Annotated in this window: 15 protein-coding genes; 10 read left to right on the top strand and 5 right to left on the bottom strand. The window is 62.7% G+C overall.

From position 1 onward, the window contains the following. Positions 1–87: 87 nt before the first annotated feature. A complete protein-coding gene (locus tag ACKTSM_RS12410) occupies positions 88–1,335 on the top strand; it encodes an amidohydrolase family protein (RefSeq protein WP_407876370.1) in 1,248 nt (415 codons plus the stop codon). A 199-nt stretch (positions 1,336–1,534) separates the two neighbouring features. Here ACKTSM_RS12410 and ACKTSM_RS12405 read toward each other — a convergent pair whose 3' ends face one another. Beyond that, the gene (locus ACKTSM_RS12405) at positions 1,535–1,822 is read right to left on the bottom strand and encodes a YadA C-terminal domain-containing protein (RefSeq protein ID WP_407874960.1); all 288 of its coding nucleotides are present in this window, start codon (positions 1,820–1,822) and stop codon (positions 1,535–1,537) included. Then, positions 1,767–3,194 carry a hypothetical protein gene (locus ACKTSM_RS12400; RefSeq protein ID WP_407874959.1) on the bottom strand — a complete coding sequence of 476 codons (1,428 nt, stop codon included), beginning with the start codon at positions 3,192–3,194 and terminating at the stop codon, positions 1,767–1,769. The genes ACKTSM_RS12405 and ACKTSM_RS12400 overlap by 56 nt, the downstream gene beginning before the upstream one ends. 452 nt (positions 3,195–3,646) lie before the next feature. On the opposite strand from ACKTSM_RS12400, the gene ACKTSM_RS12395 reads away from it, so the two are divergent. The 5 genes from ACKTSM_RS12395 (at position 3,647) to ACKTSM_RS12375 (ending at position 8,019) form a co-directional block, all read left to right on the top strand. Next, positions 3,647–4,042, top strand: coding sequence for a hypothetical protein (locus ACKTSM_RS12395; protein ID WP_407874958.1), 396 nt, complete (start codon positions 3,647–3,649; stop codon positions 4,040–4,042). A 35-nt stretch (positions 4,043–4,077) separates the two neighbouring features. Beyond that, positions 4,078–5,961 carry a phosphomethylpyrimidine synthase ThiC gene (thiC, locus tag ACKTSM_RS12390; RefSeq protein ID WP_407874957.1) on the top strand — a complete coding sequence of 628 codons (1,884 nt, stop codon included), beginning with the start codon at positions 4,078–4,080 and terminating at the stop codon, positions 5,959–5,961. 297 nt (positions 5,962–6,258) lie between these two features. Continuing rightward, positions 6,259–6,831, top strand: coding sequence for a hypothetical protein (locus tag ACKTSM_RS12385; protein WP_407874956.1), 573 nt, complete (start codon positions 6,259–6,261; stop codon positions 6,829–6,831). A gap of 1 nt (position 6,832) precedes the next feature. Further along, positions 6,833–7,321 (top strand): Panacea domain-containing protein, encoded by a 489-nt coding sequence (locus ACKTSM_RS12380; RefSeq protein ID WP_407874955.1) that lies wholly within the window; start codon positions 6,833–6,835, stop codon positions 7,319–7,321. A gap of 182 nt (positions 7,322–7,503) precedes the next feature. Then, positions 7,504–8,019, top strand: a complete 516-nt coding sequence (locus tag ACKTSM_RS12375) for a hypothetical protein (protein ID WP_407874954.1) — start codon at positions 7,504–7,506, stop codon at positions 8,017–8,019. Between the two features lie 34 nt (positions 8,020–8,053). Here ACKTSM_RS12375 and ACKTSM_RS12370 read toward each other — a convergent pair whose 3' ends face one another. Then, the gene (locus ACKTSM_RS12370) at positions 8,054–8,494 is read right to left on the bottom strand and encodes a YaiI/YqxD family protein (protein WP_407874953.1); all 441 of its coding nucleotides are present in this window, start codon (positions 8,492–8,494) and stop codon (positions 8,054–8,056) included. Positions 8,495–8,645: 151 nt separating this feature from the next. Between ACKTSM_RS12370 and ACKTSM_RS12365 the strand changes: the two genes are divergently transcribed. Continuing rightward, a complete protein-coding gene (locus ACKTSM_RS12365; protein ID WP_407874952.1) occupies positions 8,646–9,164 on the top strand; it encodes a RidA family protein in 519 nt (172 codons plus the stop codon). A 58-nt stretch (positions 9,165–9,222) separates the two neighbouring features. Beyond that, entirely contained in the window at positions 9,223–9,423 is a 201-nt protein-coding gene (locus ACKTSM_RS12360) for a hypothetical protein (protein WP_407874951.1), read from the top strand. Positions 9,424–9,445: 22 nt separating this feature from the next. Here ACKTSM_RS12360 and ACKTSM_RS12355 read toward each other — a convergent pair whose 3' ends face one another. Then, positions 9,446–10,627, bottom strand: a complete 1,182-nt coding sequence (locus tag ACKTSM_RS12355; protein ID WP_407874950.1) for a hypothetical protein — start codon at positions 10,625–10,627, stop codon at positions 9,446–9,448. An 83-nt stretch (positions 10,628–10,710) separates the two neighbouring features. Beyond that, the gene (locus tag ACKTSM_RS12350; RefSeq protein ID WP_407874949.1) at positions 10,711–11,112 is read right to left on the bottom strand and encodes a DUF3592 domain-containing protein; all 402 of its coding nucleotides are present in this window, start codon (positions 11,110–11,112) and stop codon (positions 10,711–10,713) included. Between the two features lie 149 nt (positions 11,113–11,261). Between ACKTSM_RS12350 and ACKTSM_RS12345 the strand changes: the two genes are divergently transcribed. Both ACKTSM_RS12345 and ACKTSM_RS12340 read left to right on the top strand, forming a co-directional pair. After that, complete coding sequence (locus ACKTSM_RS12345) at positions 11,262–11,882, top strand: hypothetical protein (RefSeq protein ID WP_407874948.1); 621 nt, start codon at positions 11,262–11,264, stop codon at positions 11,880–11,882. Between the two features lie 97 nt (positions 11,883–11,979). Continuing rightward, entirely contained in the window at positions 11,980–12,324 is a 345-nt protein-coding gene (locus ACKTSM_RS12340) for an HPF/RaiA family ribosome-associated protein (protein ID WP_407874947.1), read from the top strand. Positions 12,325–12,337 lie beyond the last annotated feature (13 nt).

Here is a 12,337-nt window from a genome sequence, read left to right as displayed (position 1 = left end):
ATCACCGCCCAGTCAAAGGAACAGGGGAGAAAACAGGTGAAATTGCTCAAGAATTGTGCCGGTGCGCTTGCTGGATTGGCCGCGTTGATGGCTTCGCCCGCCGCCGCCGACACAGTCCTGATCGAAGCGGGCAGCGTCATCACCGATGCGGCCAGCGACCCGACCGGATCCATGGTGTTGGTGGTGGTCGACGGCACGATCGAAGGAATCTACGCCCCCGATGCCGCCGCGCTCGGGGCGTACGCGGCGCAGGGCGCCGAGCGGATCGACCTGTCCGACAAGACAGTGCTCCCCGGCCTGATCGACCTGCACACGCACCTGTCAGGCGATCCCAGCGGCGAGTTCTGGCGCGCTGCCACTACGCCGAGCGAGTATTTCACTCTTATAGCGGCCAAGAATGCGCGGATTACCGCGCTTGCCGGGTTCACCACGGTGCGCGACCTCGGCAGCCGCACCGATCAGGTCACCCAGATGCTGGCTCGCGCCACGCGCGAAGGAATCGTGCCCGGGCCGCGCGTCATCACCAGCGCGCGAACGATCGCGATCATCGGCGGACACGGCGACGTCAACGGCTTCGTCGAACACGTCAACGATGCGCTCGATTCCGGTTTTACCTGCACCGGTCCGGTCGAATGCGCGTCAAAGGTCCGGCTCGCATCGCAATATGGCGCCGACCTCATCAAGATCACCGCGACCGGCGGGGTCCTGTCGCAGCAGGGCCGCGGGCTCGAGGCGCATTTCACCGATGACGAGATGCGCGCCATCGTCGAGACCGCCGATTCGCTTGGCCTCAAGGTCGCGGCGCATGCGCACGGCGCGCGCGGGATCGAGGCCGCGGCGCGCGCGGGCGTGCACACGATCGAGCATGGCACCTATATCGACGATGACGCGGCGCGCGCGATGAACGAAGCGGGCACGACCTTGGTGCCGACGCTGATGGCGTTCGAGGGCATCCGCCGCAATCTCGGGCAGGGATTCTACACCCCGGTGGTCGAGGACAAGATCCGCGCCGTCAGCGAGGTCGCGGGCACGATCGTCCAGCGCGCCCGAGCCAATGGCGTGCGGATCGCATTCGGCACCGATGCAGGCGTTTTTCCGCACGGACAGAACGCGGGCGAATTCGCGCTCCTCGTCAATGGCGGCATGTCGCACCGCGAAGCGCTCGCAAGCGCGACCACGGTGGCTGCCGAGATCGTCGGGATGGAAGACACGATCGGCCGTCTCGCGCCGGGCTATTCGGCCGATATCATCGCGGTCAGCGGCAATCCGATCGCCGATGTGACCGTGCTCGAAGCGGTGGACTGGGTGATGGTGCGCGGCCGGGTAATAAAGTGAGCGACAGGACCCGCGTCCATCACAGTGGCGCGGGCGCGGCCTGACCGCTTCGAGCCGGTATTTTCCTGCATGGAGGCTGCGATCGGGATCATTTCGCAGCCTCCAGCAGGAGGGCGACAGCAAGCTGCGACCCCAAGCAAGGCAGATGCCGCACCCACTCATCCGCGAGCGGGCGCAGGCGGCCCTCTGAATCCCCTCGTCAAAACCCGAAGGCCAGTCCCACGCGCGCACCGGTGCTGTCCCTGGCAGTCGATCCGCCAATGCTCGCCGAGAGATAGAGCCGTTCATCGAGCCGCGCCGAAAGCGCACCCGAAAAGCCCTGCTCGCCCTGATAGGTCGAGGCGTTGAGGCTGAACGAGACCGTGCTGTCGGGGATCACCATGGTGCCCCCTATCGCGATGGCAGCAGCGATCCCGCCGCGAGCCATGCTGTCAAGTTCCTCGAGCCTGAACTCGACGCCTTCCAACCGCTGGTCGACAAGCGCCATATCGCGCGCGATGCCTTCGAACCGCGCATCCGTCATGGCCCGGAGCCGCCTGAGCGCCGCTTCGCCGGGCAGTGCGGGCAATGCCGACTGGATCGACTGCCGGCCCAGGACGCCATTGGACCGTCAGGATTTCGACCGGGCCTTGCTGGGCCGAAGTGCTCGCGTCGATATCGCCAATCCGCACCGTGCTCCCATTGCCTCCGAGCGCGACCTCGTTTTCAGCGCGGGTCTCGGCATCGGCTCCGATCGCGGTCGATCCGGCGTGGGCCGCGCTGGCATTCGCACCGATAGCGGTGGCATTTTCGGCCGAGGCCGCGGCAAAGCCGCCAATCGCGGTGGTGTCGGTATCGCTCGCCACGCTCATGAAGCCATAGGCGCTCCCCGCCGACCCGCTGGCGAGCGAGGCGGTGCCGGTGGCGGTGGCATTGGCCGCGCTTGCCATGGCCTGCTGGCCGATCGCGGAGGAATTGGTGCCGCTCGCGCTTGCCCGGTTGCCGAACGCGGTCGAGTTGAGAGCGGTCGAGCGGGCGAAGGACCCGATCGCGACATTGTTGAAGTCGAAGGCGAAGGCCCCGCGGCCGATTGCCAGCGCATCGTCGCGTACGGCATGGGCCCCGGCGCCGAACGCGCTCGCCCCGATGCCCTCGGCAAGGGCGCTTTGCCCGATTGCGATCGAACTGTTCGAAATCGCGCGCGCATCGTGGCCGATCGCGGTCGCTGCGCGACCGGCTTGCGCGGAGGCGCCGATGGCGATGGCCTGCGCACCGTCGGCATCGGCGCCTGCACCAAGCGCGATGGCGTCATCGCCTCTTGCCCCTGCCGCGCGGCCCAATGCGATGGCCCGCGCCGCGTCCGCTTGCGACAGGCGGCCCATGGCTATCGAGTCGCTCGCCCCCGCCATCGCGATGAACCCGAGCGCGATCGCATGGCTTCCCGAGGCATCGGCCGCAGCGCCGAGCGCGGTCGCCCCGAAGGCGCTGGCACGTGCCGACCGGCCGAAAGCCGATGCGTTGACATCGCCTGGATCATCGCCGGCCTGCGCGAACTGCCCGATCGCGGTGCTGCCCGACGCGGCAGCGCTGGCCCTGTCGCCGACAGCGAGGCTGAAATCGCCGATCGCGCGCGCAAGATTGCCGTAAGCGGTGGAATTGGCACCTTCCGCGGTGGACTCCTCCCCGCATGCAAAGCTGTCATCATCGGTGTTGGCGAGCGAATCCGCCCCGTCCTCGATGCGGCACGACACCGGTTCCCGCGCCTGTGCCGGTGCACTTTGCAATCCGGCGCCGAGCACGCACAGGCCGCAAGCCAGCGCAAGAAAAGCGGTTTGCGCATCACGGGCGGTGCGGGTCGCAAAGGGTTCAGACACGCTCATGAGGGCCGCTTGTGCCCGAGCCTTGCCCGCTACGCGCGTCAAGAAACCGTCAATTCGGTGCTTCGTTCGGCTGGTTTCGCACGCCCATTCCCCGTCACGCCGACACGCGCGGCGCTTTCCCGACGCTTCCAGATTGGTGGCAATCGACCGCAGAAACCCGGGGCCGGTCGCGTGGCATCGCCGATCACTCGGGCAAGAGCGAGACATTGACTGGACGAAGCGGCATCGCGGTTCTAGACCGGAACCATCCCCGGGGAGGCAGCATCCGCGCCGTGGCCGCAATGGCCATACGGCGGAAAGCCTGAGAGGGGCGGGATAAGCGCCGTCCGACCCGTAGAACCTGAACCGATTAGCATCGGCGGAGGGAGCGGGCGGCCGTGGCCGATGGCCTCATCAACGGCCCTGGACGATCCGTTTCCCGCTGCGCTGCTGCGACGACGAAAGGCGCGAGCATGGAAACGAATGACATTGCAGCCTGGATTTTTCTCATCATGGGGATCTATTCGATCGCCGCTGGCATCGTCGAATGGCGCGTGCCCGGCACCTGGGTGCGGATGGTCGACGATATCGCCGGCTCGCCTGCGCTCTTGTTCCTGACAGGAATCGTGTGCCTTGGACTTGGCGGGGCGATCTACCTCGTCGGCGGCTGGGACAGCGATGACTGGATGGTGATCGCGGTCAAGGTGATCGGCGGGTGGATGATCGTTGAAGGCGCGCTGTTCCTCGCGATCGGTGACAAGTTTCTCGCTCTCTCGCGCGCCATGATGGGCGCAGCGCCGAAGCTCTGGGCGATCATCGCCGGGCTGATCGGCATCGGCGCGATCATCGTCGCCATTCCCCGTTTCTGAATTTAATCTAATCGTACGAAGGACTTGAACCCCTCATGGCAGACATCAATTCGCCGGTAGAAATCGGCGTCACCACCGGCCCTATTCGTGGCAGCCGCAAGATCCATGTCGGAGCGCGCACCGGTTCGGGCGTGCGCGTCGCAATGCGCGAGATCGACCTTGAAGGCGGAGAGGCGCCGGTGCGCGTCTATGACACGTCCGGACCCTATACCGATCCCGATGTCGCGATCGACATCAATGCAGGGCTTGCCCCCTTGCGCGCCGAATGGATCAGCGCGCGCGGCGATGTCGAGCAATATGACGGGCGCGAAGTCAAACCTGAAGACAACGGCCAGCTCGGCCCCGACCGCTCGGGCGGCGTTCCGCAATTTCCCAACACGGTAAAGCGTCCCCTTCGCGGCAAGCCGGGGATGAATGTCACCCAGATGCACTATGCGCGGCAGGGCATCATCACGCCGGAAATGGAATATGTCGCCGAGCGCGAGAACCTGGGCCGCGAGCTTGCCGCCGATTTCGTGCGCGACGGGGAGAGCTGGGGGGCCGAGATCCCCGATGTCATCACCCCCGAATTCGTTCGCGACGAGGTTGCGCGCGGGCGGGCGATCATCCCCTCGAACATCAACCATCCCGAAAGCGAACCGATGGCGATCGGGCGCAATTTCCTGGTCAAGATCAACGCCAATATTGGCAATTCCGCAGTCGCCTCCGATGTCGCGACCGAGGTCGACAAGATGGTCTGGGCAACCCGCTGGGGCGCGGACACGATCATGGACCTGTCGACGGGCCGCAACATCCACGACACGCGCGAATGGATCATCCGAAATTCCGCCGTGCCGGTCGGCACCGTGCCGATCTACCAGGCGCTCGAGAAGGTGGGCGGGGTCGCCGAAGACCTCACCTGGGACATTTTCCGCGACACGCTGATCGAACAGGCAGAACAGGGCGTCGACTATTTCACCATCCACGCAGGCGTGCGCCTGCCCTTCGTGCCGATGGCGGCCAAGCGCGTCACTGGCATCGTGTCGCGCGGCGGCTCGATCATGGCGAAATGGTGTTTGGCCCACCACAAGGAGAGCTTCCTCTACGAGCATTTCGACGAAATTTCGGAGATTTGCGCCGCTTACGACATCGCCTATTCGCTCGGCGACGGCCTGCGTCCCGGCTCGATTGCCGATGCCAATGACGAGGCGCAGTTTGCCGAGCTCTACACGCTGGGCGAGCTGACCAAGCGCGCCTGGGCACAGGATGTTCAGGTCATGATCGAAGGGCCGGGCCACGTGCCCATGCACAAGATCAAGGAGAACATGGAAAAGCAGCTCGAAGCGTGCGGTGAAGCGCCGTTCTACACGCTCGGGCCGCTCGTTACCGACATCGCGCCGGGTTACGACCACATCACCAGCGGCATCGGCGCAGCGCAGATCGGCTGGTACGGCACCGCGATGCTCTGCTACGTCACGCCCAAGGAACACCTCGGCCTGCCCGACAGGGACGACGTAAAAGTCGGCGTCGTGACCTACAAGCTCGCCGCCCACGCCGCCGACCTCGCCAAGGGCCACCCGGCCGCCAAGGTCCGCGACGACGCATTGAGCAAGGCGCGCTTCGAATTCCGCTGGCGCGACCAGTTCAACCTCAGCCTCGATCCCGAAACGGCCGAGCAATATCACGACCAGACCCTGCCCGCAGAAGGCGCCAAGACCGCGCATTTCTGCTCGATGTGCGGGCCAAAGTTTTGCTCGATGAAGATCAGCCAGGAAGTGCGCGAGTTTGCCGCAAAGCAGAACTCGGACAGCTATCTCGCGAGCGAGAACGTGGCCGCCGAGACCTCAGTCGAAGAGGCCGAGGAAGCGCGTGAGGGGATGGAGAAGATGAGCGAGGTTTACCGGGAGAAGGGCGAGAAGTTGTATTTACCGGAGGGGTGAGGGTGGACTCAATGTTTGCTTTTTGTTCCAGGCCGATGTAGAGATACCTAGAATATGGATAAAAGGTCATCTGCTACTTGGCTTGCCTCGAAGCCATTATGGCCATTCAATGTTTCAGCGATCGCGTCCGGTCCGTTCCTGCTCCGCGACGCCTCGACTTTAGCTGCTTCTTACCCGAGCTGGGCAGGGCCGATCGAACTTCTGCCGCTACTGGTTTGGACGGCGTTCCTAATTGGGGTCGTGGGTCTGATTGCTGTGCAGTGGGGTCGAACCCAGACCGAATAGAGTTATCGAGAGTTGCAATCACGTGCTGATCGAGCTCAGGAACTTGAGGATACGATTGCCGAGAACATCAGTGAGATCATGAACGGCATTATCGCTGGTTTTGGCCAACAACTGGGTTGGGCCCCGAATGAAAATTCAAGGCTGAGCCTTTACGTGGACAATGGTGCCGAGGGGCTTGTCAGCATTGGCCGCGTTGCCACAAGTCCTAATCACAGGGCCGTAGGGCGGAAGGTCTTGCCTAAGGATCAAGGATGTGTGGGCCAAGCATGGGCAGAAGCTTGGGTCTACGAAGGTGAGTTCGGTGGCGCAGATTATGCAACACATGCGAGCCATTTTGGGATGCCAGAGGCAATTGTGAACGGCTTGTCGCTTCAGCCGCGGTGTCTGGCCGCGTTGCGCATAGATGATGGTCCTGAATCGCTTGCCGTATTAGTTTTTGAATCGGCCCAGCCAAACAGGTTCAACGAGCCCAAGATCAAAAAGGAAATGATCGCCTTCTCAGGATATTTGACAGGAACATTAAAAACGCTTGCGCCGCATTTGCCAAAGCCCTTGGCTGAAGCTGAGGGTGAGGAGGAACTATAAGATGGCTGCTCTCAAAAATGTTATGGCATGGATAATCCAAAATTATCCTCACGAACGTGAGCTATCCAATGCGCGCCTCACTAAGATGGTCTATCTTTCAGACTGGCATCATACGGTTTATGCAAATGCACGAATGACCGATATTAGTTGGTATTTCGATAATCATGGACCGTTCGTATGGGACATAAAGAATAAGGCATCTGAAGAGCGAGATTGGTTTCGCATTGTAGACACCACAAACATGTACGGCTCTCGGAAAACTATCATTGAGTTGAAGGGCGATTTCTCTGACGAGATCGATTTGGCACAGTCTGAGAAAACGAGTATCTCAAAAATGATTGAGAGGACTAAGGGCCTGTATTGGGATGATTTCATAACATTTGTATATTCAACATTCCCGATCCTCGTATCTGAAAAGTACTCAAGCCTTGACCTTGAGGCGCTTGCAGAGCGGTTCAGGTTGGAAAAGGGTATCGCTGTACCAGCGTAAAATTTTTGGACCGCTTGCCGTATCGGCTCGTACTTTAGGCTCAGCCCGCCGGAACTAACTTCTTCGCCAGCGCCCTGAGTTCGCTCGGCGTGGTGTGGCCGGCGACGATCTCGTGATAGCCGATGCCCGCCTTGCGCAGCGCTTCCTTCTTCACCGCGGCGCGCGGCGGCTAGGCATCGCTTATGGATGCAGCTCTGAAATCTCGTTTAATGTCGGCGTTGTTCGACGCGCCTCTTGTGAATAATGCTTTTCGCGGGACGCTCGTTGAAGCGATGCTGGCGCAGGTCTTGGAACTGGAATGGCAGTGGTGCTCCGCCGATTGGGCTTCACATGACTTCGAGAATGCGGATGGCTTGAAGCTTGAAGTCAAGCAATCGACTGCCTTGCAAAGCTGGCACGAACCCGGCCTCCGCCCCAATCGCGGTCGCTTTGATATCAAGGCGAGGACAGGTCGATATGAGGGTGCGCGTTGGATCGAGGCACCGGGACGAGCAGCACAAATCTACGTGTTTGCTTGGCATGGCATCACCGATCCACTGCGGGCGGATCATCGCGACCCCTCTCAATGGCAATTTCATGCCGTAAAGGCTGTCGACCTCCCTGAACAGAAGTCCATCGCGCTATCGCGGGTGGCCGCTCTTGTCGAGCCTTGCTCGATTAATGAAATCGCTGCGAGAGTGAGGTCACTCATCGATTGAGCGCATTCTAGCGCAGGATGAAAGAAAGCGCTTGCTATCCCATCCCCACCAGCACCCGATCAAGCGCCTGCAAGAACCGCGAACGGTCCGCTTTGCTAAACGGTGGCGGACCGCCACCCACACCGTCCATCCCGGCGCGCAGGTCTTCCATGATTGCGCGCGTCGCAATCGCGCTGCCGATGCTGGCGGCGTCGAATTCGCGGCCGTCGTGTTTCAGCACGCGCGCGCCTGCTTTGAGGCAGCGCTCGGCGAGCAATATGTCGGCGGTGATGACCACGCTGCGCTCGTCGGCATTCTCCGCGATCCAGTCGTCGGCGGCGTCAAAGCTGTCGCTCACCACCACGCGCTTTACCCGCTCGCTCACGGGCACGCGGAAGGGGCTGTTGCTGACGATGCGAACTTGCGCCTTGTAGCGCTCCGCCACGCGATAAATCTCGTCCTTCACCGGACAGGCATCGGCATCGACGAGGATCATGGGTGCGCTCATGCCCGCTCGCTAGCCGATGGGGCAGGGGCGGTAAACTTCGCTGGACGCCGCGTTCCGCGCGCGGACCTTCGCGAAACGCTCCATTGGCCTTCCGGGGATTAGCGCCTAGTGTTCGATCATTGGAATGGGGGAATATTCAATGATCAGGACCGTTGCAGCCACCGGTGCTCTCGCCATCGCCATGTTCGGCGTGAGCCCGGCGCTCGCCGATGCGCACATGGAAGCGCATGGCGAACACGGCGACCATGGCGCCGCACACGAGAAGCAGACCATCATGCCCGAAGGCGAGGGCGCGCGCGCTTTCATGGAGCAGTTCGGGTTCTCCGAGGCGGTGATCCACGGCGACACGGTCTATCTCTCCGGCGTGATCCTTGGCGGTCCGCGTGAAGGCGAAACACAGGAGGAGGCCTTCGATCGCGGGTTCCGCTATATCGGCAGCGTTCTTGCCCGTGCCGGGTCGAGTTGGGACGATGTGATCGACATCACCACCTACCACGTCGATATCGACGCCTCGATGCCCGCGCTTGCCGCAGTCAAGAGCCGCTATGTCAACGCGCCTTTCCCGGCCTGGACAGCCATCGACATCGACCGGCTCTATTCGCCCGAAGGCCTGGTCGAGATCAAGGTGACTGCGCGCGTCACACCAGCTCAAGACTAGGCTTTCGGGAACGAATGGCGGGATTGGCGGATTCGCTTGGGAAACAAGGAGATTTCCCATGGCGACAAACACCGGAAACAATCACCGCGACGGCTCGGTCGATGACCGCACGCAGGTCAAGAACCCGGCGACGGGCAAGTGGACCAAGCGCGACCGCTCCGACGGCGACAAGGCGGGCGAGTTCATCGATGTCAAATCCGATGGCGAACCGTTCAAGGGTGTCGCCAAGGAGCCCGACGGCCGCCGCAATCGCGACTGACCTTGTGCGCCGGGCGCCCGTATCAATGCGCGTGCCCGGTGAACAACACGCCGCGCACCAGGTTTCGGCTGTCGCTGCGCCCGCCGAGCGATCCGGCAAGCACGCCCATCGCGGCAAGGAACAGCGACAGCCGTAGATGGTCGGCAGGCTGTGTCGCGGCTCCGTCGCTGACCCAGGCATCCATCAAGCTTTCGGGAAAGACCGTGGCGATCGCGCCATACATCAGCAGCGCGAAGGCTGCGTAAAGGATCAGCAATGTCAGGAGCAGCGCGAGGAATGTCGCGGCGGCGGTCACCACGCTGGTCTCGGTCAGCACCCGGTCGCGGCCCAGCATCGCGTCGAGCGTGAAGGCGCGGTAGAGCAGATACAACGCGGCGAGCAGGCTGACCGCCGAGAACAGGCCCACCTGCGCCATGGTCACCTCGTGCGCGACATCCCATGTCTCTGCGCCGAAAAGCAGGACGATGATGACTGACAGCGCGGCGGCGATCAGGGTCGGCAGCTTGGGCACGAGGCGGAACGGGTTGGCACGGGCGACGGCGCGCGCGATCTGCGGAATGTCTGACACCAGCACCGATGCGACAAAGCCCGCTCGCCCGGTCTCTGTGCGGCGTTCTTGCGCCTCGGCGGGAAGGGTGCCCGACACACGGTCCCATTGCGCCTCGTCCCAGCGTTCCATCGCGTCGAGATCATCGACACTGCCATACAGATACATGAAATTGCGCGGGTCGCTCGACGGCTTGAGGTTCACCAGCGCGCCAAAGCAATGCAGCATCAGGGCTGCAAGGCGGTGCTCGGTCGTTCCGTTGTCGCGCGTCTCCCCCCAGAATTCGGGGTCGAGCCGCTTGGTCGAGATCACCGCCATATTGGTCAGCTGGCTGGGCAGAGCGAGCGTGTAGTTCGCACCCGGCCCGCTCAGATCGACCTCGGTCACCATCAACAGGAACGGGATGTCGCGCTCGGCCTTTTCGGCAAAGCCGATCTCGAAAAAGTCGAGCGGCGCATAGCCGCCTGCCGAGGGCAGGAGATGCGGGCCTTCGAAATTGACGACATCGAGGTCGAGTCGCTCCTCCCGGCCGAGCACCTGTCGCAGCCTCTCGACCGCACCTTTCACCATGCGATGAAAGGCATCGCTGTCCTTGCCTTCGACATCCATCGTCATGATGCCGATACGGTAAGGCGAAGCTTGGGCGGCAGGGGCCATGGGGCAGGGACTTTCGGTGGTGGGCGTTGCTCCATCAATGTCCGAAGGCGGCCGGGTGTTCCTTGGGCGAGCCTGCCTTGGGGTCAGGTCACCCAGCCCATCGCAGCGGCAAAGGCTGCCGCTCCGAAAGCGATGAAGGCGCCTGAAAACACCGCCCGCTGCCAGGCGTTGAGGTCAAGCAGATGATCGGGATTGGCCGGGTTGTAATGGAGATTCACCTCGGTGCCGATGGCCCAGGGCTTGCGCTTGCCGACGCCGCCTCGCGCCTGGTGCGGCTGGTTGCCGGCCAAGAAGGCGATGACCGGGAAATAGGCGGCGCTACGCGCCATGCCGGCATCGCCATGCGACCATTCGGCAATATTGTCGATCACCCGGCCCTGCGCGTGCGGCCAATGGCGCACGATCCAGGCAAAATGGAACAGGCTACCCCAGCCTATCACGCTCGCGATGATCGCGGCGGTCCATGCAATGGCGGTTTCGGTCATGCCGCCGGGATACCAGATCAATCTGCGCAAACGGTAAATGACGCGCTTGGAGCGCGCCACGCCCTCCGCTCGACTTGAAGCTGTTGCCTGTGTAGCTTCGTTGCAGGGTCGAGCTTCTCTGCCACCTGGCGGGGGAACGGGGGGGCATTATGGACAAGCATTTTGTTTCGCGGCGGCGGTTCGCCGCTGGCGCATTGGCCGGCACGGCGATCGGCGCAGGCTTCGGCAAGGCCGCGCTGGCACAATCGCTCACCGCGACATCCGAACTCGGGCCATTCTATCCGTCGGGCTATCGCGGCGAGTTGGATGCCGATCTTACCCGGGTCGCCGGCGCGTCCCGGCCTGCGGAAGGGCAGGTGATCGAGCTGATGGGACGCGTTCTCGACCGGCATGGGAAACCCATTCGCGGCGCGGTGCTCGACCTGTGGCAGGCGAACACGCATGGCCGATACGACCATCCGCAAGACCCGGCGGTGATGCCGCTCGATCCGGGATTCCAGGGCTTTGCCAAGATTTCGACCGGCAATGACGGTAGCTGGAAGATCCGGACGATCAAGCCGGGCGCTTACGATTCGCCGATCGGCAATCGCCCGCCTCACATCCATCTCGACGTGACCGGGGTGGATTCGCGTATCGTCACCCAGATGTATTTCCCAGAGAACGCCGAAGCCAATGCGCGTGACCAGCTCTTGGCGCGCTGGGCGACAGCGCGCCGACCACGGTGGCAAGCGCGCTGGGCGATCACCGCTACAGCTGGGACATCGTCCTGATCGAAGGGTAAGCGGAACGGACCTTTTCGTATCTTGCGGAACCGCGTGGATGCTCCCAGATTGGAGCATGAGAGAACGATAAAAGGAGACCTCGCCAATGCAGTTCCAGTTCAACTCAGACCATACCGTTATGGGCACCGAAAATGTCGCAGAACGGATCGAGGCAATGATGCGCGAGAAGCTCGCCCGCTTCGAGGAACGGTTGACCCGGCTGGAAGTGCACGTGTCCGACGTCAACGGTGCCAAGCACGGCGCGGATGACAAGCATTGCACGATCGAGGCACGCCCGCGTTCGGGCAAGCCGATCGGGGTGACGGGCAAGGCCGACAAGGTCGACGATGCGGCGCGCAAGGCCGCGAATACGCTCGCCCAGCGGCTCGAACGCCATTTCGGCAAGAGCGAAAAGCACAAGCACGATCCGCGCCCCGAAAAGGCGCTTTGAGGAAGCCATCGCG

This window comes from Qipengyuania nanhaisediminis, assembly GCF_045862805.1.
Lineage (GTDB): Bacteria > Pseudomonadota > Alphaproteobacteria > Sphingomonadales > Sphingomonadaceae > Erythrobacter > Erythrobacter nanhaisediminis_A.
This window is presented reverse-complemented; position numbering and strand designations above follow the sequence as displayed.

Coding starts and splice junctions, on each gene's coding strand:
- ACKTSM_RS12410 (WP_407876370.1), top strand. CDS start 88: ATGGCTTCGCCCGCCGCCGCCGACACAGTCCTGATCGAAGCGGGCAGC.
- ACKTSM_RS12405 (WP_407874960.1), bottom strand. CDS start 1,822: ATGGCGCTTGTCGACCAGCGGTTGGAAGGCGTCGAGTTCAGGCTCGAG.
- ACKTSM_RS12400 (WP_407874959.1), bottom strand. CDS start 3,194: ATGAGCGTGTCTGAACCCTTTGCGACCCGCACCGCCCGTGATGCGCAA.
- ACKTSM_RS12395 (WP_407874958.1), top strand. CDS start 3,647: ATGGAAACGAATGACATTGCAGCCTGGATTTTTCTCATCATGGGGATC.
- thiC (WP_407874957.1), top strand. CDS start 4,078: ATGGCAGACATCAATTCGCCGGTAGAAATCGGCGTCACCACCGGCCCT.
- ACKTSM_RS12380 (WP_407874955.1), top strand. CDS start 6,833: ATGGCTGCTCTCAAAAATGTTATGGCATGGATAATCCAAAATTATCCT.
- ACKTSM_RS12375 (WP_407874954.1), top strand. CDS start 7,504: ATGGATGCAGCTCTGAAATCTCGTTTAATGTCGGCGTTGTTCGACGCG.
- ACKTSM_RS12370 (WP_407874953.1), bottom strand. CDS start 8,494: ATGATCCTCGTCGATGCCGATGCCTGTCCGGTGAAGGACGAGATTTAT.
- ACKTSM_RS12365 (WP_407874952.1), top strand. CDS start 8,646: ATGATCAGGACCGTTGCAGCCACCGGTGCTCTCGCCATCGCCATGTTC.
- ACKTSM_RS12360 (WP_407874951.1), top strand. CDS start 9,223: ATGGCGACAAACACCGGAAACAATCACCGCGACGGCTCGGTCGATGAC.
- ACKTSM_RS12355 (WP_407874950.1), bottom strand. CDS start 10,627: ATGGCCCCTGCCGCCCAAGCTTCGCCTTACCGTATCGGCATCATGACG.
- ACKTSM_RS12350 (WP_407874949.1), bottom strand. CDS start 11,112: ATGACCGAAACCGCCATTGCATGGACCGCCGCGATCATCGCGAGCGTG.
- ACKTSM_RS12345 (WP_407874948.1), top strand. CDS start 11,262: ATGGACAAGCATTTTGTTTCGCGGCGGCGGTTCGCCGCTGGCGCATTG.
- ACKTSM_RS12340 (WP_407874947.1), top strand. CDS start 11,980: ATGCAGTTCCAGTTCAACTCAGACCATACCGTTATGGGCACCGAAAAT.